At 58.8% G+C, this 21,323-nt stretch carries 23 protein-coding genes; 10 read left to right on the plus strand and 13 right to left on the minus strand.

Annotation, left to right across the window (positions count from 1 at the left end; translation table 11 throughout):
• Positions 1-7: 7 nt before the first annotated feature.
• The 5 genes from AB731_RS07040 to tyrS form a co-directional block, all read right to left on the minus strand.
• Positions 8-844: an FkbM family methyltransferase gene (locus tag AB731_RS07040; RefSeq protein WP_047093716.1), complete on the minus strand. Its 837-nt coding sequence runs from the start codon at positions 842-844 to the stop codon at positions 8-10.
• Between the two features lie 73 nt (positions 845-917).
• Positions 918-1,838, minus strand: a complete 921-nt coding sequence (gene cysK, locus AB731_RS07045; RefSeq protein WP_047093715.1) for a cysteine synthase A — start codon at positions 1,836-1,838, stop codon at positions 918-920.
• A 3-nt stretch (positions 1,839-1,841) separates the two neighbouring features.
• Positions 1,842-3,155, minus strand: a complete 1,314-nt coding sequence (locus AB731_RS07050) for an MFS transporter (protein WP_047093714.1) — start codon at positions 3,153-3,155, stop codon at positions 1,842-1,844.
• A gap of 62 nt (positions 3,156-3,217) precedes the next feature.
• On the minus strand, positions 3,218-3,556 hold the full coding sequence (locus tag AB731_RS07055; RefSeq protein ID WP_047093713.1) for a PilZ domain-containing protein: 339 nt from the start codon (positions 3,554-3,556) through the stop codon (positions 3,218-3,220).
• A gap of 68 nt (positions 3,557-3,624) precedes the next feature.
• Positions 3,625-4,860, minus strand: a complete 1,236-nt coding sequence (gene tyrS, locus AB731_RS07060; protein WP_047093712.1) for a tyrosine--tRNA ligase — start codon at positions 4,858-4,860, stop codon at positions 3,625-3,627.
• A 56-nt stretch (positions 4,861-4,916) separates the two neighbouring features.
• Here tyrS and AB731_RS07065 point away from each other — a divergent pair, with 56 nt between their 5' ends.
• The 3 genes from AB731_RS07065 to AB731_RS07075 are packed head-to-tail and all read left to right on the plus strand — an operon-like array spanning position 4,917 to position 7,624.
• A complete protein-coding gene (locus AB731_RS07065; RefSeq protein ID WP_047093711.1) occupies positions 4,917-5,462 on the plus strand; it encodes a DOMON-like domain-containing protein in 546 nt (181 codons plus the stop codon).
• Positions 5,459-6,661, plus strand: coding sequence for an exo-beta-N-acetylmuramidase NamZ family protein (locus AB731_RS07070; protein WP_047093710.1), 1,203 nt, complete (start codon positions 5,459-5,461; stop codon positions 6,659-6,661). The genes AB731_RS07065 and AB731_RS07070 overlap by 4 nt, the downstream gene beginning before the upstream one ends.
• A gap of 54 nt (positions 6,662-6,715) precedes the next feature.
• The gene (locus AB731_RS07075; RefSeq protein WP_047093709.1) at positions 6,716-7,624 is read left to right on the plus strand and encodes a class I SAM-dependent methyltransferase; all 909 of its coding nucleotides are present in this window, start codon (positions 6,716-6,718) and stop codon (positions 7,622-7,624) included.
• A gap of 2 nt (positions 7,625-7,626) precedes the next feature.
• Here the strand turns inward: AB731_RS07075 and AB731_RS07080 are convergent, their stop codons facing one another.
• The 4 genes from AB731_RS07080 to AB731_RS07095 all read right to left on the minus strand — a co-directional run bounded on the left by AB731_RS07080 (position 7,627) and on the right by AB731_RS07095 (position 13,114).
• Entirely contained in the window at positions 7,627-8,340 is a 714-nt protein-coding gene (locus tag AB731_RS07080; RefSeq protein WP_047093708.1) for a hypothetical protein, read from the minus strand.
• Between the two features lie 129 nt (positions 8,341-8,469).
• Positions 8,470-9,756: a serine hydrolase gene (locus AB731_RS07085; protein WP_047093707.1), complete on the minus strand. Its 1,287-nt coding sequence runs from the start codon at positions 9,754-9,756 to the stop codon at positions 8,470-8,472.
• A 154-nt stretch (positions 9,757-9,910) separates the two neighbouring features.
• Positions 9,911-11,887: a DNA topoisomerase IV subunit B gene (gene parE, locus AB731_RS07090; RefSeq protein WP_047093706.1), complete on the minus strand. Its 1,977-nt coding sequence runs from the start codon at positions 11,885-11,887 to the stop codon at positions 9,911-9,913.
• A gap of 60 nt (positions 11,888-11,947) precedes the next feature.
• Positions 11,948-13,114: a penicillin-binding protein activator gene (locus AB731_RS07095; RefSeq protein ID WP_047093705.1), complete on the minus strand. Its 1,167-nt coding sequence runs from the start codon at positions 13,112-13,114 to the stop codon at positions 11,948-11,950.
• Between the two features lie 38 nt (positions 13,115-13,152).
• Between AB731_RS07095 and rsmI the strand changes: the two genes are divergently transcribed.
• From rsmI to AB731_RS07115, 4 genes are read left to right on the plus strand one after another with little or no spacing between them, the layout of a single operon-like run.
• Entirely contained in the window at positions 13,153-13,995 is an 843-nt protein-coding gene (rsmI, locus tag AB731_RS07100) for a 16S rRNA (cytidine(1402)-2'-O)-methyltransferase (protein ID WP_047093704.1), read from the plus strand.
• Positions 13,992-14,342 carry a YraN family protein gene (locus AB731_RS07105; RefSeq protein WP_047093703.1) on the plus strand — a complete coding sequence of 117 codons (351 nt, stop codon included), beginning with the start codon at positions 13,992-13,994 and terminating at the stop codon, positions 14,340-14,342. Before rsmI ends, AB731_RS07105 begins: the two co-directional genes overlap by 4 nt.
• 10 nt (positions 14,343-14,352) lie before the next feature.
• Positions 14,353-15,315, plus strand: coding sequence for a glutathione synthase (gene gshB / locus AB731_RS07110; RefSeq protein ID WP_047093702.1), 963 nt, complete (start codon positions 14,353-14,355; stop codon positions 15,313-15,315).
• Positions 15,316-15,337: 22 nt separating this feature from the next.
• The gene (locus AB731_RS07115) at positions 15,338-15,952 is read left to right on the plus strand and encodes a DedA family protein (protein ID WP_047093701.1); all 615 of its coding nucleotides are present in this window, start codon (positions 15,338-15,340) and stop codon (positions 15,950-15,952) included.
• On the opposite strand, the gene AB731_RS07120 is transcribed toward AB731_RS07115, so the two are convergent.
• Together AB731_RS07120 and hemW are read right to left on the minus strand one after the other, a co-directional pair.
• A complete protein-coding gene (locus AB731_RS07120) occupies positions 15,949-16,848 on the minus strand; it encodes a tyrosine recombinase XerC (protein ID WP_047093700.1) in 900 nt (299 codons plus the stop codon). The genes AB731_RS07115 and AB731_RS07120 overlap by 4 nt on opposite strands.
• Complete coding sequence (gene hemW / locus AB731_RS07125; protein WP_047093699.1) at positions 16,845-17,996, minus strand: radical SAM family heme chaperone HemW; 1,152 nt, start codon at positions 17,994-17,996, stop codon at positions 16,845-16,847. Before hemW ends, AB731_RS07120 begins: the two co-directional genes overlap by 4 nt.
• On the opposite strand from hemW, the gene AB731_RS07130 reads away from it, so the two are divergent.
• Positions 17,973-18,569, plus strand: coding sequence for a CAP domain-containing protein (locus AB731_RS07130; protein ID WP_231638876.1), 597 nt, complete (start codon positions 17,973-17,975; stop codon positions 18,567-18,569). The genes hemW and AB731_RS07130 overlap by 24 nt on opposite strands.
• Positions 18,570-18,586: 17 nt before the next feature.
• On the opposite strand, the gene rdgB is transcribed toward AB731_RS07130, so the two are convergent.
• Both rdgB and rph read right to left on the minus strand, forming a co-directional pair.
• Positions 18,587-19,213, minus strand: a complete 627-nt coding sequence (rdgB, locus tag AB731_RS07135) for an RdgB/HAM1 family non-canonical purine NTP pyrophosphatase (RefSeq protein ID WP_407921641.1) — start codon at positions 19,211-19,213, stop codon at positions 18,587-18,589.
• Positions 19,213-19,926 carry a ribonuclease PH gene (gene rph / locus AB731_RS07140; RefSeq protein WP_047093697.1) on the minus strand — a complete coding sequence of 238 codons (714 nt, stop codon included), beginning with the start codon at positions 19,924-19,926 and terminating at the stop codon, positions 19,213-19,215. Before rph ends, rdgB begins: the two co-directional genes overlap by 1 nt.
• Before the next feature lie 77 nt (positions 19,927-20,003).
• Between rph and AB731_RS14310 the strand changes: the two genes are divergently transcribed.
• Together AB731_RS14310 and hrcA are read left to right on the plus strand one after the other, a co-directional pair.
• Positions 20,004-20,126 (plus strand): hypothetical protein, encoded by a 123-nt coding sequence (locus AB731_RS14310; RefSeq protein ID WP_269429513.1) that lies wholly within the window; start codon positions 20,004-20,006, stop codon positions 20,124-20,126.
• A 149-nt stretch (positions 20,127-20,275) separates the two neighbouring features.
• On the plus strand, positions 20,276-21,319 hold the full coding sequence (hrcA, locus tag AB731_RS07145; protein ID WP_047093943.1) for a heat-inducible transcriptional repressor HrcA: 1,044 nt from the start codon (positions 20,276-20,278) through the stop codon (positions 21,317-21,319).
• The last annotated feature ends 4 nt before the right edge of the window (positions 21,320-21,323 follow it).

A 21,323-nucleotide genomic window follows, 5' to 3' on the forward strand; every position in this document is an offset into this window, starting at 1 on the left:
GTGCGGTTCAGCCATTTTTGGACGCGTGGTAATAACTCTGCTCCAAAGCGTCGGCAGAAGCTTTGCCCCCGTGCACGGATATTTCCGACAGGATGTATCCAATTCCGCGCAGCCATTCGAGCAAATCAGTAGCATCGTCGCCGTTTTCCGTCAGCAATTGTGGGGTCAACTCGAACAACAAATCGGGCGCAGAACAGCCTGTCAGCAATGCTTCTGCCCCTCGTAATGCTTTCGCCTCGCCGCCCTCGATATCGAGTTTTATCAATGTGATGGAAGTATTCGCCAACACAGTATCGAGCCGTTCCATCCGGACCGTGCTGCCTCTATCCTCAGGCTTTGCCGCCATCGCCATATCGCGGCCTGCATTGCCCGGTTCGCAGTGATGGATTACCGCGCTACCGGCCTCGTCGCTTACCGCCAACAAATGTGCCGACACGTTTGTGGCAGAGTTGCGGGCCATATTTTCCGACAACAGCGCATGTGTCTGCGCGTTTGCTTCGAAGGCGTGGACGTGGCCGGCGGGCCCGACGATATGGCTGGCCAAAAGTGTAAAGTAACCAATGTTCGCGCCAACATCCGCGAAGGTGGCTCCGGGGCGAAGGATGCGCTGGATCACCTGGGTTTCATGCGGCTCCCATTCACCCGTGCAATAGATTGTCCGGTCGATGAATTGCCGCAAGTCCAGTCCCATGGTGAAGCCATGCCGGGTCGTCACAATCTGGTGGTAATCCGCTGCGCCCGGATCGACCAATTTGTAGGCAAGCGAGCCAAGCCGCCATCGCCCGCGTTCAAACGGGGCAGTGCGGCTGGCGCTCGCCACGAGATGTCCGATATTGTTACGCATGCCTGGGAGCCCCGGAAGTTGAAAGGCCTCTTTACCCCCTCAACATTAAGGATCCCCAAGCACGCCTTGTAAATTACTCTGTCGGCAGGAAATCCGGGACCGAGAGATATCGCTCTCCGGTGTCGTAATTGAAGCCGAGCACGCGTGTACCTTCATCCAGATCAGGCAGCTTTTTGGCGATGGCAGCCAGCGTTGCGCCGGAACTTATGCCGACCAGCAAACCTTCTTCTGCCGCACAGCGGCGCGCCATGTCCTTCGCAGCCTCTGCCTCCACTTTTATCGCGCCGTCGATAGACTGCGTGTGAAGGTTGCCGGGTATGAAGCCTGCGCCGATGCCCTGAATAGGATGCGGGCCGGGCTGACCACCGGAAATGACCGGCGATAGTTCGGGCTCGACAGCGAATGAACGCAGGTTCGGCCAGCTTTTTTTCAATTCTTCTGCGCACCCGGTCAGATGACCGCCGGTGCCGACGCCAGTGATCATCACATCGATAGGGGAATCCGCGAAGTCGTTCAGGATTTCCATCGCGGTCGTGCGGGTATGCACTTCTACGTTGGCGGGGTTTTCGAATTGCTGCGGCATCCATGCGCCTTCGATTGTGCCGGTCAATTCAGCCGCACGTTCCAGCGCACCCTTCATACCCTTTTCCTTCGGCGTCAGGTCGAAGCTGGCCCCATAGGCAAGCATCAGGCGGCGGCGTTCCAGGCTCATGCTTTCAGGCATGACGAGGATCAGTTTGTAGCCCTTGACCGCGGCGACCATTGCAAGACCGATGCCCGTATTACCGCTTGTCGGTTCAACAATCGTGCCGCCGGGCTGCAATTCGCCAGACTTCTCTGCCGCCTCTACCATGGCGAGCGCGATGCGATCCTTGATCGAGCCTCCGGGATTGGCGCGTTCGCTTTTTACCCAGACTTCATGGTCCGGAAACAAGCGTGACAGACGGATGTGCGGCGTGTTGCCGATGGATTGCAGAACAGTATCGAACTTCATGGGTCAGGCCCCTTTTTTCGCAGCTTCGGTGGTCGGATCGGTTGGTGTATTGTCTTGCAACTCTTCAGGCGGGTCGAAGGTCCGCGTGGTGCGCAAGACAGGAAACAGGCCGGTCCATGCAGCAACCGTAACAATCGCCCCGGCGCCACCTGCAACCACCGCCGCTACCGGACCGATAAGGAAGGCCAGACTACCGGAAAAAAAGTCGCCGAATTCATTGCTGGCGCTGATTGTCATCAGCGAGACGGCGGAAACACGGCCACGCTTGTCATCGGGAGTGTGAAGCTGGATCAGTGATTGGCGGATATACACGCTGAACATATCTGCCGCGCCCACGATAAACAGCATGGCAAGCGAGAGCGGCATGGAGGTGGACAGGCCGAACACGACCGTCGCGCAGCCAAATATCGCCACTGCTCCCAGCATTTTGGGCCCGACGTTGTTCTTCAGCGGGCTGAAAGAGAACCACAGCGCCGTCAATGCCGCTCCGATAGCCGGAGCCATAGCGAGCTGGCTGAGACCGCTGGCACCGACTTGCAGGATGTCTCTTGCATAAACCGGGAAAAGCGCCGTTGCGCCCGCCAGGAACACAGCGAAAAGGTCGAGCGTGATAGCCCCAAGCACCATCTTGTTACGCACGACATAGACCAGTCCTTCACGTATCTGGCGCAATGGCTTGTCTGTACTGCGCGGCGATCCGCGTGGGACTTCGCCGATAAAACTCAGCGCGATGATGGAGCACGCAAACAAGACCGCAGCTATCGCATACGGCAGGAACGGCGCGACTTCGTACAGGACACCGCCAACTGCCGGCCCGACAATCATACCGACCTGCCATGCGATTGAAGAAAGCGCGATGGCGTTGGGCAAGATCGCCTTGGGCACAAGGTTGGGGGCGAGGGCGGAGAACGCAGGGCCGGCAAAGGCACGCGCGATGCCAAGGAAGACTGCAACAGTGTACAGGACCGGCAAACCGATCGCATAGTTCCATGTGAACAGCGCAAGCGTGCCTGCGCACAGCAATTGCATAAGAACCATCGCCCGCCCGAGATTGCGCCGATGGAACCGGTCTGCCGCAAGGCCGGTGAAGGGCGTCAGCAGAAACAGGGGAACGAACTGTAGCAGGCCAATCAGCGCAAGCTGGCCGGAGGCTTCTCCAACGCTCATCCCGGCATCGCGGGCAAGGTTGTAGGTCTGCCAACCGATAATCAGCAGCATCGCGTATTGCGCGAGGGTCATCGTCAACCGCGCGGCCCAATAAGCGCGAAAGTTGGCAACGCGGAACGGGTGCGTGTTCTGGGTGTCTGTCGTGGTCACACCAGCGCCATGGCAGCGCCGGTGGATTCTGCCAAGCTACCTAATGTTGGCGCGGGAAAAGTCTAGCGGCGACCGCGAAGAGCCGGGTTGGGCTGCATTTCGGAAATCATCAGTTGAAAATCGTCGAGTCGCAAGATGCGTTCGAACTGGAAACCTGCGCGCTCTTCGGTCAGCCAGATGCAGTATGCCTCTATTCGTCCAACTGCGGGCAAACGAATGATCAGGCGATCCCCGCGGCTTATGTTTTCAGCTTCATCAATCATAAAGCCATGTGCCGAAATATTCGACACATGCAGCTTCACATCGCCGTGCATCAGATGCTCTGCGATAACCATGTAGTCTACCGGATGCCGCGACGCGCGCCGCATATCGGTTACAGACAATTGTGCGCCCGCTGACATAAGCCCCAATACTCCCGTTGATTGGTTGAACATCGGTTATGCGGGAAAATAGTGGATATTTTGTAAAATCAGCCTTTTCGCAGAATAGCGTGGCGTTTCTTCCCAAGGCTCAGGCGCAGTTCCTCGCCGCCCGCAGGTGCCTCTATCAAGAAGCCCGGATCGTCGATCGCTGTGTCATCAAGCTTGACCGCGCCTTCTGCGATCTTGCGCTTTGCCTCCCCGTTGGAAGCTGTGAAGCCAAGCGCAGTCAGCGCAGCACCGATGCGAATACCATCTGGCGGAATATCCAGTACCGGCAAATCCTCGCCCATGCCGCCGCCTGCAAAAGTCTGCTCCGCCGTTGCTCGCGCGGACTTTGCTGCATCCTCTCCGCGCACAAGTTTTGTCACTTCGTCGGCCAGCACAATCTTGGCCTCGTTGATCTCGCTACCCTCGAGCGATTCAAGGCGGGCGATTTCATCAAGTGGCAAATCGGTGAAAAGCTTCAGGAAGCGGCCCACGTCACGGTCGTCCGTATTTCGCCAATATTGCCAGAAGTCATATCCGGGCAATTGTGCCTCATTAAGCCAAATTGCGCCCGATACCGACTTGCCCATCTTGGAGCCATCGGCGCGAGTGATGAGCGGGGCGGTCAGGCCGAACACTTCCTTGCCATCCATGCGGCGGGTCAATTCGATCCCGTTTACGATGTTTCCCCACTGGTCACTGCCGCCAAGCTGTAACTGGCAATTGTACTCCCGAGCCAGCTTCATGAAGTCATAAGCCTGCAGGATCATGTAATTGAATTCGAGAAATGTAAGCGGCTGTTCGCGATCCAACCGCAGCTTCACCGAGTCGAAAGTGAGCATTCGATTGATTGTGAAGTGCTTGCCGACATCGCGCAGCAATTCGACATAGCCCAGCTTGCTCAGCCAATCATCGTTGTTAATCAGGAGTGCGCCGGTATCACTCTGGTCGAAGCGCAATATCCGCTCGAAGCTGCTGCGGATTGACGCGATGTTGGACGCCAGGACAGCGTCCGTCAGCATCTGCCGGGTCTCATCCTTCCCGCTTGGATCGCCCACCTTGGCAGTTCCGCCGCCCATGATCACGATGGGGCGGTGGCCGGCCTGCTGCACGCGCCGCAGAAGCATGATCGATGCGAGGTTACCGATGTGCAGCGATGGGGCGGTGGGATCGAATCCCACATATGCAGTCACGGTTTGCCGCGCGGCTAGGGCGTCCAGTCCCACAGCATCGGTAACTTGATGGACATGACCGCGTTCATTCAGCAGTCGGAGCAGATCAGAATTATAAGTCGTCATCGCAGGATACAGGAGCCTCTTTTTTGCGACGACGGCGCTAGCACGAGGATCTCTGCTTGCAAACGCATGAACTGGTGGCGCACGCCGCCCATCCGCCGCTTTCCATCCGCCGTGTGGAAGCGCGCATACTTTCCATGACAGACGCGTGGATGCGCGTGCGCTGGCGCATCGATGGGCCTGATAAACTGGTCATTCCCCCGTTTGCAGGGCGCGGCCGGGCGGACGAGCTGTGGCAGACCACATGCTTTGAACTGTTCATCATGCCCAAGGATGGGACCCCGGCGTATAGTGAATTCAACATGTCGCCTTCGGAACGCTGGGCGGCCTATGATTTCGATGATTACCGCGACGGTATGCGTCAAAGGGACTTCTCCCGGGAACCGGATTGTGTGATGCGCAGCGGCCAGTCCATCGCAATCTTCGATGCCGCGCTGCCACGCGTGCAACTGCCCGGCCCGCCGTGCGCCATCGGACTTTGTGCGGTTCTGGAAGAGACTGGCGGCGTGAAAAGCTACTGGGCGCTGACCCACACCAAGGATCAGCCAGATTTTCACGATCCTGCTTGCTTCACAGCCGGACTTGCGCGAACCCGGGCGGCATGAAATTTGGAATTGACCGGCTGCTGGCCGAGCCCGAGCTGAGGAAACCACTCGAAGGCAAGCGTGTTGCGCTTGTCGCGCACCCTGCGTCGGTTACTGCGGATCTCACCCACAGTCTGGATGCCTTGATTGCAGCAGGTGTTAACGTCACTAGCGCATTCGGGCCGCAACACGGCCTGAAGGGCGATAAGCAGGACAATATGGTGGAAACCGTGGACGAGACTGATCCCGTCTACGGCATACCGGTTTTTTCGCTGTATGGCGAAGTCCGCCGTCCCAGCGGTCAAATGATGTCGAGCGCCGACGTTTTTCTGTTTGATCTTCAGGACCTTGGCTGCCGCATCTACACCTTTGTCACCACGTTGCTGTATCTGCTTGAGGAAGCGGAAAAGCACGGCAAGAGCGTTTGGGTACTCGATCGGCCCAATCCGGCGGGCCGTCCGGTTGAAGGCACTCTGCTGCAACCGGGACAGGAAAGCTTTGTCGGCGCCGCCGCCATGCCGATGCGCCACGGACTGACGCTTGGCGAAATGGGCCAGTGGTTTGTCCGGCATTTCAACCTGGATGTCGATTACCGGGTCATCTCCATGCATCATTGGTTGCCAGAGGGGCCGGGCTTCGGCTGGCCTGAAAATCGCATCTGGATCAATCCAAGCCCCAACGCAGCGAACCTCAATATGGCGCGCGCCTATGCCGGTACGGTAATGCTGGAAGGCGCAACCTTGAGCGAAGGGAGAGGAACCACCCGGCCACTGGAAGTGCTGTTTGGCGCGCCCGATGTGGATGCGAAAGCGGTGTTGGCGAAAATGCATCAGATCGCGCCAGAGTGGATGGCCGGCTGCGCCTTGCGCGATTGCTGGTTTGAACCGACCTTCCACAAACATGCTGGCACGCTGTGCAATGCCCTGATGATACATGCGGAGGGGCCGTTTTACGATCACAATGCCTTCCGCCCATGGCGTTTGCAGGCGCTCGCGTTCAAAGCTATCCGCGCGCTTTACCCTCACTATCCCCTGTGGCGTGGAACGGACTTCAAATACGAATATACCAATGATGTGCTTGCCATCGATGTCATCAATGGCGGGCCGTCGTTGCGTGAATGGGTGGATGACAACGGGGCGAAGCCGTCTGATCTGGAGGCCCTTGCTGTTCCCGATGAAGCAAGCTGGCGCGAAACGGTGGCGGACCTGCTGCTTTACTAAGCGGTCTTACGCCAATTAACCTGAATTTTGGGGATTTCGCGTTAGGCACGCGGCATGAGCAAGTGCCTACCCATAAATGCGGCAACCAGCGCGCCTGTCAGATGCAATCTGTGCGGGTCAAACCGCCATAGGCACCTGTTTGCAAAACGCGACTATGATCTGGTGCGCTGCCAGGATTGTGATCTGGCCTATATCGCCAACCCGCCGGACCAGCAGGGTATCAAGGCGATCTACACGGCCAGTTCCTCCTATCACGATCGGCTGCTGGACCGCTCTTCTCAGGAATTTGCCACGCAAAGCGCCATTGCGGAACAGCACCTCGCGATGATGCGTCACTTCCGCACCGATCTTGCAGGCCTGAAAGTACTCGATATCGGGTGCTCTTCCGGTATCTTTCTGGATACTGCCCGTTCAGCGGGAATGGAGACTTTCGGCGCAGAGTTATCGCCTGAAACATCTGCTTTTGCGCGCGGTGAGTTCGGGCTTCATGTCCATCACGGCGATTGGCGCGATGCGGGTTACGCGGACGGGAGTTTCGACGTCGTCACCCTGTTTGACGTGATCGAACATCTGCCTGATCCGGCAGGCGAGCTGGTCGCAATCCGCCGCCTGATCAAGCCCGGCGGCCTACTTCTCCAGTCCACGCCCGACATCGACGGGCTGTTTCCGAAAGCATCGTATCCACTGGCGAAAACCCTCGATTACTGGCCGCATCCGGAACCGCCGCACCATTTGTTCCAGTTCTCCCAGGCAACGTTGACAGCCATGGTGGAAAAAGCGGGCTTCACGGTCGCGGGCGCGCGGCACACGGCAATTGATCTGGCATACACGTTTGGAACGCCGCAAAGCTGGAAAGCCAGCCCGAAGATGCTCGCGTATGCTGCGCTGTTCGCACCGGTTGCAATTATCGGCAATTGGCTCGGCAAGGGCGACTGGCTTTATCTGGGCGCAACGCGCTCGTAGAATCACTCAATTGAGGCGGAAGAAGCCGGTCCATTGTCTGTGCGGAAAACCACGCGCACGAGGACCTCTCGCTGGGCCGCCTGGGGTTCCACCGACATTTGCGTTTCGGCATCCGTCGGAGGTACTTCGCCTTGCTGCTTATCCTGCTGGTCCGCGGTGACAATCACAGGCCTTGCGATTGGCGTAGAACCTGGCTGGTTTGCGAAAGGTTCAAACTGGGCACGTTCACGCAAAGCGCGGCAAACCCCGACAGCAGCAGGGCGCAGGAAACGCGCAGGATCTACTTCACTGCTATTGCTCACTGTGCATGCCGAGACGGAGCCTTCGGGACGCACAGTCAGATAGGCGGCTATCATTCCGCTAACAGTTTCGCCGCGGAACAACTCGCGCGGCAAATCATCCTGCCCGATCCATTGTCCGGCGCCGATCGCCCGCACACCGCTGCTTGGCGAAAGTGAAGTTGCGATGGATATCGCGGGCAGCTCATCGGCCACGGGCAAAGCTTCCTCCACGTTCGGGGATGGATCATTCAAACCCGAAGACACTGTGGATGCAACCTCGCCTGACGAACTGACCGCTTTCACTTCACCTTGCGAAAGCCCGGCAAATTCGCCGAGCATCATCCCGCCAAACACAGCCATGGCAGTCGCCGCTATCAGGCCAAGCACGATCCATGTAACCTTGCGCCGGCCGCTGCGCTGTTCTTCAGTTTGCACTTACGATCCCTCCAGCTTTTCCAAATCCGGCCCAAGGCGCGTCAGCCCTTCTGCGGTGAAACGGATGCGTTGATCCGGATGCACCGACCCATCGCGGGACGGTATCAAGCATTCAGCGGCGGACACCCATCACCGCACAAGTGCGATTGCGCGCATGGCGATCAGATTGAACTGCTGCTGATCGACCTCCGCATCCGGATTGTTCCAGCCCATTGTCACAACCGACCAATTTCCTTCTGTGTCCTGCAGCAGATAGCTGAAATTCAGTACGCCCGGCTCCGACCCGCCCTTGAATCCGACATAGTCCCAATGGGTCAGTTCACTATCGGGCACAGCAGGATTGACGCCCATGATGCCCAGCGCAATGCGATCTTGCGTCGAACGCAGGCGTTCGAATATCGCAGCGATGTCATTTGCTGATGCAAACCATTCAATATCAATGGCATTGGGGCCGTTTGAAAATGCCGCCATGATATCGTTTTCGGAAGGGATCATGGTGCCCAATGCCTCAAGCAATCGCCGACGGTCATCGGGTGCGGCATCGCGAAATCCGTCTATGCCCTCTGGCCCGCCGGATTTCAGGACGAACAATTCGCGTGTATTCATGAAGGGCTGCATTCGGGCCGGATCAGAATGCCCCGATGCAGCGATTTCCGCCTCGATTGCGTCTCGGCCCAGCACAGCGATCAATTGATCGGTTGCCGTGTTGTCGCTGATGGAGATCATCAATGTCGCCAGCGTATGGAGCGTTACCGGCGAACCCTCCGGCCATTCCTGCAGAATGCCGCTCGGGAAACTGCTTTGCGACAGCGGCACGATATCGTCCCAGCTGTGTTCTCCGGCAGCGATTGACTGGTTCAAGGCGGACAGGACATACAGCTTGAAGGCCGACCCAAGCCCCAACGGAGTATCCGCGTTGTAGGAAATGATAGGGTCGCTGCCATCCAATCGGGTCGCCAGCAGGCTCACATTGCCGGGTAGGGCCGCCAAAGCTTCTTCGACTGATTGCGTAGTATCATTGACCGGCTCGACACCCCTGATCAGAAAGCCAAAGACATAATTGGGTTCGGCAGGCTCAAGCTGAATGACGGTATCGGCACGCCCGCGTTCAAACCGGATGTTAAGCTCGGCCGCATTATCGGAAACGGGATTGATAGTTTCCAGCCCGATCAATGGGCCAAATTGCGCCTGTAACTGCGCGTTAATGCTGCGAAATTGTTCCTCCGGAACCTGATCGCGGAATGACTGCGCAAACACTGCATCATACGCCATTTCTTCGCGCATCGCTGCGATAATGTTCTCGGCACGTTGCGCCAATTGCGAAGACACCGGCGCAGCCGTTTCCTGCTCGTCTTGCGCGTGAGCCACGGCTGGCGAGAGCATAAGGGCGGGCAGGGCAAGCATAACGCGGTACATTGGCGGGACTCCGTTAAACAGGATGCCCACATGAAGGTCATATGGGCGGCCGGTCAATCGGCACCGGGTTGATCGGGCACATTTCCTGGACACCAGCAAATCCACATTGACCGAAGCCGGGGCGTAGCAATCGATCTAGCGTTGGTGCTCCCGATCACGCATCGATCATGTCGCGATCAATTTCGCCAGCGCGATTCTGGATGAAATTGAAACGGTGTTCCGGATTTCGGCCCATCAGCTGTTCGACCAGTTCCTTGACCGCAAAACGCTGTTCGTTCTGTTCCGGCAGGGTAATGCGGATCAGGCTGCGTGTTTCCGGCGCCATCGTGGTTTCGCGCAATTGACCCGGGTTCATTTCGCCAAGCCCCTTGAACCGGCTGACTTCGACCTTTTTGCCTTTGAATTCGTTAGCCTCGATTTCTGCTCGATGAGCATCATCACGGGCATAAAGGCTCTCTTTACCAGCGGTCAGGCGATACAGTGGGGGCTGCGCGAGATAGAGGTGCCCCTTGCGCACCAGATCGGGCATTTCCTGAAAGAAGAATGTCATCAGCAACGTTGCGATATGCGCCCCGTCGACGTCAGCATCCGTCATGATCACGACGCGGTCGTAACGCAGATTTTCCGCGTCGCAATCCTTGCGGGTGCCGCATCCCAACGCCAACGAGAGATCGGCGATTTCGCTGTTGGCGCGGATCTTGTCATTGGTGGCGCTGGCAACGTTCAGGATCTTGCCGCGGATAGGCAGGATCGCCTGCGTTTTCCGGTTGCGCGCCTGTTTGGCGCTACCGCCTGCGGAATCCCCTTCGACAATGAACAGCTCCGTCTCGCCATCGGTTTCGCCGCTGCAGTCCGTCAGCTTGCCGGGCAGGCGCAGCTTCTTCGCATTGGTGGCAGTCTTGCGCTTGATTTCGCGTTCCTGCTTGCGCTTCAGCCGTTCCTCCATCCGTTCCATGACGGAGCCGAGCAGCGCTTTGCCGCGTTCCATGTTGTCGGTCAGATATTGGTCAAACCGGTCACGCACGGCATTCTCTACAAGCCGCGCTGCTTCCGGGCTGGTGAGCCGGTCCTTGGTCTGGCTTTGGAATTGCGGATCCCGGATAAAAACGCTGAGCATGATCTCTGCGCCGGTCATTACGTCGTCGGCAGTCAGATCCTTCGCTTTCTTGACCCCGGTCAGATCGCCGAAAGCTCGCAGGCCTTTCGTCAGCGCTGCGCGCAGGCCCGCTTCATGCGTGCCGCCATCGGGCGTTGGCACAGTGTTGCAATACCAGCTGGTCGCGCCATCGGACCACAGCGGCCAGGCGATGGCCCATTCCACACGGCCGCTTTCCTCCGGAAAATCCTGAGTGCCGGTGAAGAACTCCGCCGTGACGCACTCACGCGAGCCGACCTCTTCTCTCAAATGATCGGCGAGCCCGCCGGGGAATTGAAATACGGCCTCTTCCGGCACATCTTCAGATGCCAGCGACGGCACGCATTTCCAGCGTATTTCGACGCCGGCAAACAGATAGGCCTTGGACCGGGCCAGTTTGAACAGGCGTGCGGGCTTGAACTTGCGGTCGCCGAAAATCTCTGTGTCGGGGATGAAGGTGACGCTGGTGCCGCGGCGATTGGGGGTGTCACCGATCTTGGTCATCTTGCCCAGCGGCAGGCCCTGGGAAAACTCCTGCGCGTACACTTCCTTGTTGCGCGCCACTTCGACCCGGGTGAGACTGGAGAGCGCGTTCACAACCGACACGCCAACGCCGTGCAAGCCGCCGCTGGTAGCATAGGCTTTGCCGGAGAACTTGCCGCCAGAATGCAGCGTGGTCATGATAACTTCCAGCGTCGATTTGCCGGGAAACTTCGGATGCTCGTCAATTGGCATACCGCGGCCATTGTCGGTGATGGTGAGCCGGTTGCCTTCTTCCAGATACATCTCGATCCGGTTGGCGTGTCCTGCCACGGCCTCATCCATGGAATTGTCGAGAACTTCAGCGGCGAGATGATGCAGCGCACGGTCATCAGTGCCGCCAATATACATCCCGGGTCTGCGCCGGACAGGCTCAAGCCCCTCCAACACTTCGATGGAGGAGGAATCATAGTCGCCGCCACTGGACGGCATTTTTTCAAACAGATCGTCGCTCATAGCTGATGCTATAGGCCCGGGGAATCCCGGACCACAAGCAATCTGAAGCGGTTATCCGACCTAGAAGCCGGTTGGGGCAGCATCCACAACTGTGAAAGCGCCATTGCCCACCTGCCGCACCTCGAACGCGCGTTCACCAATACCGTTGGCACCGAACCGGAACGGGCCGTCCAGCCCGAGAAAACCACCTTCGTCGGTAAGCAGGTTTGCCGGAAGATTCCGGCCAGGTCGCCAATCGCGCGTCAGGCGCAAGGTGAGCAACACCGCATCATAGCCAAGCGTGGCGATGCGGAACGGCTGACTGCCAAAACGCGCGCTATAGCTTTCTGAGAATTGGCGATAACGTTCGTCGGGAATGGCAGAGAACCATGCGCCGCGCATTGCAGCTGTACTGGTGAGTTCGTCTTCGCGGCTCCACAGTTCGGTTCCAATCAACGAAGGCAGCGCATTACCGGCGCTTTTCAAACGGCCGGCAGCCATTGCCGAAAGCCGCGCCCCATCGGCGATCAGGACAGTGTCAAAACCGCCTGTCTGGGAAAGCCTGTCCGCTGCGCTGAGAATTGACGTATTGCCGCGGTCATACCGTTCCACTGAAACTACAGTGCCGCCATGCGCAGTCGCAGCGCGGTCCAGTGCGGCAAGCGCGCGGTTGCCATAATCGCCGCGCGGAGCGAGGGCACCGAAATTGCGGGCACCCTGCGATATCGCGAATTCCACTGTCCGTTCTACTGATTGGTCAGGGATATGGCCCATGACAAACACATCGTTGCGTGCGACGGTGGTATCGTTGGAGAAGGTCAGCAGCGGCACATCGGCCGGACGCGCCTGAGCCAGCACATCGCCAACATTGTCGCGCAACAACGGGCCGAGGATCAGTCGATTTCCATCATTGATCGCGCGACTGGCGGCGGCGCCCGCTCCGCCAGCGGTATCATATGTGGTGATGCGCAGGTTTTCCGCACCCGTATCAAGCAGCGCCATGGTGGTCGCATTGGCGATCGCCTGACCGACATCTGCATTCGCACCTGACAAAGGCACCAGCAGCGCAACCCTGTGCCGCTCTGTATCAGTTGGCAATACACCAGCGCTGGGACCAGCGACCGGGGCATCGGCAACAGGCGGCGCATTGCCTGCCATATTGCCATCTGCATTGGGAATAACCGCACAGCCAGCCAGGGCGATACTGCCCAGGCCCACCACAAGGAGGCGCTTCAAATTACCGAACATGCTTGCCGTCTCCGCTATGTTTCGTTCAAGAGGCGCGCGTGACCCATGACGGCGACCCTCTTTCTCCCGGCCTCTATATAGTTGCCACGCCGATTGGCAATCTTGGCGACATCACCGTGCGAGCAAAGGATATCCTTGCGCGGTGCGACGGGATTGCCTGCGAGGATACGCGTGTCACGCAGAAATTGATCCGTCATCTGGGCATCTCTAAGCCGCTGTGGCGCTATGATGATCATTCCGCCCCAAATGATCGCGCCCGCCTTGTTCAATCCATGCGCGACCGTGCTGTCGCGTTGGTTAGCGATGCAGGAATGCCGCTGGTGTCCGATCCCGGATATCGGTTGGTAAAGGACGCGAAAGCTGCGGAAATTCCGATAACCGCACTGCCGGGGGCGAATGCTCCGCTAACTGCATTGGCGCTTTCAGGCCTGCCCAATGATCGCTTCATGTTTGCAGGATTCCTGCCCAACAAGGACAAGGCCCGGCGCGATATGCTGGCCGAACTGGCCGATATTCGCACGACGTTGATCTTCTTTGATACTGCCCCGCGTCTGACCAAAAGCCTTGCCGTGATCGACGAAGTGCTGCCCGGCCGCGAGGTCGCGGTCGCACGGGAATTGACGAAAATTTACGAGGAATGCCGCACTGGCAGCGCGCAGGAACTGATCGCGCATTACACCGCGCACCCGCCACGCGGAGAGATCGTCCTTCTTGTAGGACCGCCGCCAGAGGTGGAGACCAGCGTTGATGATTCTGATGCCATGCTGCGCGAACTGCTGGAAACCGAAAAGGCATCAAAAGCCGTTGCACAAGTTGCCAAGGCAACCGGGCTGGACCGCAAGGTGCTATATGCCCGCGCGATGGAGCTGAAAGGCGAATGAAGCGCCAGGCAGCAGAGGCGCGCGGCCGGAAGGCTGAGGATGAGGCAGCCGATTGGCTTGAAGCGCAAGGCTGGGAAATTCTTGCCCGCCGCGTGAAGGTCAAATCCGGCGAAGTCGATTTGATTGCCCGCCGAGATAGCCTGATAGCTTTTGTCGAAGTGAAATGGCGCGCCAAACCCGCCGATCTCGATCACGCAATAGACGAATACCGCCTGCGCCGCGTCGCCGCCGCTGCCGAAGCGGTTGCGCATGAGTATGCGCAAGATGGCGAGGACTTGCGGGTAGACGTAATCCTCCTTGCGCCCGGCGCGCCGCCTCGCCACATCGAAAATGCCTGGATGCCTTAAGGAAACCAACATGTCGCTACGTGTCGCCGTCCAGATGGACCCGCTTGAAAGTATCAATATCGCCGGAGACTCCAGTTTTGCCCTGATGCTGGCGGCGCAGGATCGCGGGCATTCGGTGTGGCACTATGACGTCAAAACGCTTTCCTGGCAGGACGGCAAGGTCTGCGCCTGGGCGCGGCCGGTTACCGTGCAGCGCGTGGAGGGCAATCATTTCGACGCAGGTGCCTTGGCAAAGATCGACCTTGGCAAGGACATTGACGTTATCCTGATGCGGCAGGACCCGCCGTTTCATCTTGGCTACATCAGTTCAGCCCTGTTGCTGGACCGGCTGAAGGGCAAAACGCTGGTCAGCAACGATCCGCGCGAAGTCGTGAATGCACCAGAGAAAATGTACGTCCTGGACTATGCGCACTTTATGCCGCCAACGCTCATCACCCGCGTGCTGGATGATGTGCGCGATTTTCAAGCCGAACATGGTGCGGTGGTGGTCAAACCGCTGCATGGCAACGGCGGCAAGGCAATTTTCAGGATCGATGCCGATGGCACGAACATCTCTGCCCTATTCGAGGTTTTCAACCAGACCTGGCCGGAGGCGCATATGGTGCAGCCGTTCTTGCCCAGCGTATCGGAAGGAGACAAGCGTATCGTTCTGATTGATGGCGAAATTGCTGGCGCGATCAACCGCAGGCCGGGCGCGGGAGAGTTTCGCTCCAACCTTGCGCAAGGCGGATCGGCAGAGGCAACTCAGCTGACTGAGCGGGAGCAGGAAATCTGTGACGCCATGGGACCGGATCTGAAGCGGCGCGGCCTGACATTCGTCGGCATTGATGTGATCGGCGGTGAATGGCTGACCGAGATCAATGTGACTTCGCCCACAGGAATTGTTGCGATCGACAAGTTCAACGGGACCGACACGGCAGGCATGATCTGGGACGCGCTGGAGCGCCGACATGCTGAAATGGGGAAAGACTAACCCTTCCGCGCATTAGCTCTCCATGGATACTCTCATTATCGACCTGATCGAGCGCGGGGGGTACTTCGGTATTTTCCTGCTCATGATACTGGAAAATGTCATTCCGCCTGTGCCGAGCGAGGTCATCATGGGCGTTGGCGGTCTGCTGGTACAGCGCGGCGTCATGGATTTCTGGCCGTTGCTCCTGATCGGAACCGCTGGCACCACGGTGGGCAATTATGCGTGGTACTGGATCGGTGACAAGTGGGGATATGAACGGCTTGAACCTTTTGTCGACCGATGGGGGCGCTGGCTGACCGTTGATTGGGAACACATCGCCAAGGCACAGGTGTTTTTTGTGCAGCGCGGACATTGGGTGGTCTTCTTCCTGCGGTTCAGCCCGTTCCTGCGCACGATCATCTCGCTACCAGCGGGACTGGCGCACATGCCCAAACTGAAATTTCTCGGCTACACTTTTGCCGGATCGCTGATCTGGAACGCGTTGTTGATCAAGGGCGGTGAATGGCTTGGGCACTATCTGGCGGATTCACAGGAAATCATCGGGTGGATAATCGCTGGCTTGGTCGTGCTGACCATTGCCGGGTACCTATGGAGAGTGTTCACCTTTGTGCCGCGCGCAAATCGGGGCGCGGACTAGCCATCCTCTCGCGGGTGGGCAGAACGGTACGCCTCCAGCATCTTCGCCGCATCGACCTGAGTGTAGATTTGCGTCGAACCAAGGCTCGCATGGCCAAGCAATTCCTGCAGGCTACGCAAATCCGCGCCCGAACCGAGGAGGTGAGTGGCGAACGAGTGGCGCAGAGCGTGGGGCGTCGCTGTATCGGGCAGACCAAGTGCCCGCCGCGCTCTTGCCATCGCCTTTTGAACGATGCCCTGACTGAGCGGGCCGCCTTTTACACCTCGAAAGATCGGTGCGTCCCCGCTTACCTCAAATGGACATTCTGCAACGTAAGCCGCCACGGCATCACGCACGACAGGGAGCAGCGGGACAACGCGCTGCTTGTTGCCTTTGCCGGTCACCACCAGTGTCTCCCCCAGCGGCAAGTCACTTGCCTTGAGCGAGAGCGCCTCCGCAATACGCAGGCCTGCGCCGTACATCAGCAGCAGCACAGCCGAATCGCGGAGGCCCGCCCAGTCTTCGGCTGCGCTTTCCGCTACGGTCGACACCATGTTGGTCGCTTCATCGGGAGTGATGGGGCGGGGCAGGCCCTTCTTTATGCGCGGCCCCCTGATACGCGGCGCAGCCCCCGGCTCGGCACCGGTCAGATCGCGGGCATGGGTGACAAAGCTTTTGAGCGCGGACAATTCGCGCGCAGCAGAGACATTGCCGATTCCCTCGGCACGCCTTTCGGCAAGGTGGCCCCGCAGGTCCCGCGTGGACAGGTCCGCGACTTGCTGCCAGCTTTTTATATGGCGATATTCCAGCAGCCTTGCCGCCGTAGCGACATAGGCTCGCACGGTATGCGGTGATCGTCGCCGGGCGATGGCGAGATGTTCGCGCCATTGATCGATGATATCGCCGGTCTCGCTCATGCTGTTACAAGATCGTCTGCCACCAGACGCGCCAACAACGCATCGAGGAGCGGCATTCCAGCCTCTGTCACACCGAGGCGCGAACCCTCTCGCCATACGAAGCCAAGTTCTTGGTGGCGTTCCACCTCGCGCAAATCCAGAAGCGCGTTTTCCGGCATGGCGAAACGCGCCGATAGGCGATCAAGATCGATCCCCTCTGCGAGGCGCAGCCCCATCAGCAGCGCTTCAGAGGCCTGCTCAGCAACCCCCAACTCGCGCTCTTCCTGCAAACCGGAACCGTTGCGCTCGACAGCGGATAGCCAGTTCTCCGGCTTCTTGTGCCGCGTCGTCGCCATACCGCCGCGCCGTCCGTGCGCCCCCGGCCCAATGCCGCCATAATCTTCGTATCGCCAATAGGTAAGGTTGTGACGGCTTTCCTCACCGAGCCGTGCATGATTGCTGATTTCGTAAGGCGGCAATCCCGCCGCGTCGGTGAGTTCGCGGGTTATCGCAAACAGGTCCGCTGCCTCATCGTCATCCAGTGGCGTGAATTCCTTCCGCCGCACCATCGATTCAAATCGCGTCCCCGGTTCGATCGTCAATTGGTATAGCGAGAGGTGGCCGGTGCCGAAACTCAGCGCGCGGCGCAGCTCGTGTTCCCACGACACTGCAGTGTGGCCGGGGAGGGCATAGATCAGGTCGAAACTGACCCGGCTAAACGCCGCTTGGGCTGTCTCAAGTGCCTTTAGACCCTCTTGAGCCCCGTGAAGTCTGCCGAGGAATTTGAGCGCCGTATCGTCCAGAGATTGCAGACCGAGCGAGACGCGATTGACGCCCGCAGTGGCAAGATCGGCAAACTTGGCCGCCTCAACAGAGGACGGATTGGCCTCCAGCGTGATCTCGATACTAGGCGAAAAACCCCACAGCTTTTCCGCCTCTTGCAGCAAGGCGCTGACCAAAGCAGGCGGCATCAAGGAAGGCGTCCCCCCTCCGAAAAACACCGAATCCAGAGGTTCGCCGCCAGAGATCGCCGCTTCATGTCGTAGTTCCGCAAGCAAGCTGCGCTGCCACAAATCAGCGTCGACGCTGCCGCGAACATGCGAATTGAAATCACAATAGGGGCATTTGGCTAGGCAAAAGGGCCAATGGATATAAAGGGCTCGGGCCATGTCGGGTTTCAGGCTCCGTTAACGCCTGCAAGTCAAGATGCAGCCATGGAAAAGGGTCGTATTCTCACAGTCGCATGTGCTGGTCTCGCCGGATTGTTCGCTCCGATTGCTGCGCAGGCCGAGCGTCCGGAAACAAACACCTTTGCCGAACAGCTGCTCGAAAACCACAACGACGCCCGGGATAATGTAGGTGTCCCGCGCCTTGAGTGGAGCCAACGACTCGCTCGCCAAGCGCAATCTTGGGCCGAACAGCTCGCGCAAGAAGGCCGCATGCGCCATTCTACACACGAACAGCGGGCGCAGGCAGGTGAGAACCTGTGGATGGGTTCGGCAGGTTATTTCGGCGCAGATGTAATGATCGGGTCATTCGTGGACGAGCGGCGGTACTTCCGCCGCGGCACATTTCCCAATGTCTCGACAACCGGACAGTGGAGCGATGTCGGCCATTACACACAAGTCATCTGGCGCGAGACCCGTGAAGTCGGCTGCGCGGTGGCGCGCAACGATGAAAATGATTTCCTGGTCTGTCGCTATTGGCCCGCAGGCAACACCTATGATCGGCCAGTGTATTAGGTGCCGCGCCTTAGGCGTCAGGCCGAGAACTGATCCGCGACAAGTTTCGCGAACGCATCGGCGCGGTGGCTGATCGCGTGTTTTTCTTCAGGCGCGATTTCCGCAAACGTCAGTTCGCTATCCTGCGGCACAAACACCGGGTCATATCCGAAACCCATCTCGCCGCGCGGTGGCCAGGTCAAAGTTCCATCCACACGACCTTCATAAACCGCGTACTCACCGTCAGGCCACGCGATTGCGAGGACGCAGGAGAACCAGGCATCACGCGAAGCATTCGGCCCCTTGCCTTGCAACAGGCCTTCGACCTTTCCCATTGCCATATACCAATCACGCCCCGGCTCCCCTTCAAACCACTGACGCTCCGCCCAATCGGCAGTGTAGACACCGGGCCGCCCGTCAAGCGCGGCCACTGACAGTCCGCTATCGTCCGCCAGCGCCGGCAGGCCGGAAGCCGCCGCCGCCGCGCGCGCCTTGATCAGCGCGTTGGCAACGAAGGTTTTTCCAGTCTCCGGCGGTTCTGGCAGACCGAGCGATCCGGCTGATATGCAACCAAGCCCGAAAGGCGCAAGCAGGGCGGAGATTTCCTTCAGCTTGCCCGCATTATGCGTGGCAATCACAAGTTTTCCGCCGCCCAGCTTTCGCATTATTTGGTCGCCTCTTCCTGTGCCTTGAAGATGTCTGCACAGCCCATCTGGGCAAGACGAAGCAAGCGCAGAAGGCCTTCTTCGTCATATGTCGCACCTTCGGCAGTCGCTTGCACTTCAGCGATTTGGCCGCCTTCGATCAAGACAAAATTCGCGTCCGCATCGGCGTTGGAATCCTCATCATAATCGAGATCGAGGACCGGCGTCCCCTGAAAGATACCGCAGGAAATCGCAGCGATTTTGGCCGTGATCGGATCTTCCTTGATTGCACCTTCTTCCATGAGTTTGTTCACCGCGAGTCGCAGTGCAATCCACGCGCCCGTAATGGACGCCGTTCGCGTACCGCCATCGGCCTGGATAACATCGCAATCGAGCGTAATTTGCCGCTCACCCAGTTTCTGCATATCGACTACCGCGCGCAAGGAACGACCGATAAGCCGTTGAATTTCCTGCGTACGCCCGCTCTGCTTGCCGCGAGCGGCCTCTCGGCTGCTGCGCGTATGCGTGGAACGCGGCAGCATGGAATATTCACCAGTCACCCAGCCTGTACCTTTGTTGCGCATCCACGGCGGAACCGACCGTTCAACGCTGGCAGTGCACAGCACTCGGGTATCGCCAAAGCTGATGAGGCAGGACCCTTCGGCGTGCTTTGTGAAGGCTGTTTCTATTGTAATAGCGCGCATTTCGTCTGGCGCGCGGCCTGATGGTCGCATTGGTAAACTCCTTTGGAATGCGGCGCGGCATAAGCTAATCCGGCATACTATCAAGCGCTATGGCGGAGGTTTTCCCGATGAAGCCTCCAGTGATGGCGAGCCAGTTTGCCGTCAGCCTGAGCGCATACATGCCGGGTGTAAGCGTGACCTGGCATCATGGCGGCGGGACCGGCGCGCGGATGAATTTGCACATGGGCTGACGCCAATCCGGCTTGTCTGATCGCAGCGACGACATTTGCCGCGCGCGAGAGAAACTGCCGGTTGCATAACTGGTGGGAGCCAACGAAGATCGGAAATGGTTGCATCCGTCATGATTGCAACACCGCTGTGCGGACACCATAAAGGTCCCATGGCATCGCCCCCGATCACAGAGCTGACAGACCGCGCACGCGACATTTTTCGCCTCGTCGTGGAAGACTATTTGGCAAGCGGGCTGCCGGTGGGCTCCAAGGCGTTGGCGCAACATGAGGCCGTAAATCTTTCATCTGCCTCAATCCGTTCGGTCCTCAGCGAGTTGGAACAGCTAGGCCTGCTGGCCGCCCCGCATACAAGTGCAGGCCGAATGCCGACCGAAAGCGGGTTGCGGATGTTTGTCGATGGCATCATGCAAGTCGCCGAACCCACACGGGAAGAGCGCGCAGCGATCGAGCAGCAGCTATCCGCGCCCGGTCCGATTGAGGCTGCCCTCGAAAAGACCAGCGCCATTCTCTCCAACATATCGGGCGCAGCGGGAATGGTCATGGTACCTCGCCGCGAGCCGACCTTGGCTCAGATGCGACTCGTGCCGTTGGACGAAACGCGCGCGCTGGCCGTTCTGGTGGGAGAGGATGGCCATGTCGAAAACCGTGTACTGGAACTTGGTCCCGGAATTTCTGCCAGCGCCATGCAGGAGGCCGGCAATTATGTCACCGCCCGGCTCGCCGGACGAACGCTGGCAGAAGCGGCGCGGGCGATGCAATCCGAAATCGCTTCCGGCAAAAGCAAGCTGGATGATGTTTCCAGCCATCTCGTCGAAGCGGGCATTGCGGTCTGGAGCGAAGATTCTGCAAGGCGTCCCGTGTTGATCGTGCGGGGGCAGGCCAATCTGTTGGATGACGCAGCACTGGGCGATATCGAGCGAGTGCGGTCATTGCTTGACGATTTGGAAAACAAGCAATCGGTCGCACAACTGCTCGATAGTGCACGAGAAGCCGAATCAGCGCGCATTTTTATCGGTGCGGAAAACCGGCTTTTTGCTCTCTCCGGTTCATCGGTAATAGCCGCGCCGTACCGTGACCGGGAAGGCAAGGTTGTGGGAGTGCTGGGCGTGATAGGCCCGACGCGGTTGAATTACGCGCGCGTCGTGCCCATGGTGGATTTCACAGCCCGATCATTGGGCAAGCGAATTGGTTAGACAG

It is taken from the genome of Aurantiacibacter marinus (assembly GCF_001021555.1).
Classification (GTDB): Bacteria; Pseudomonadota; Alphaproteobacteria; order Sphingomonadales; family Sphingomonadaceae; genus Alteraurantiacibacter; species Alteraurantiacibacter marinus.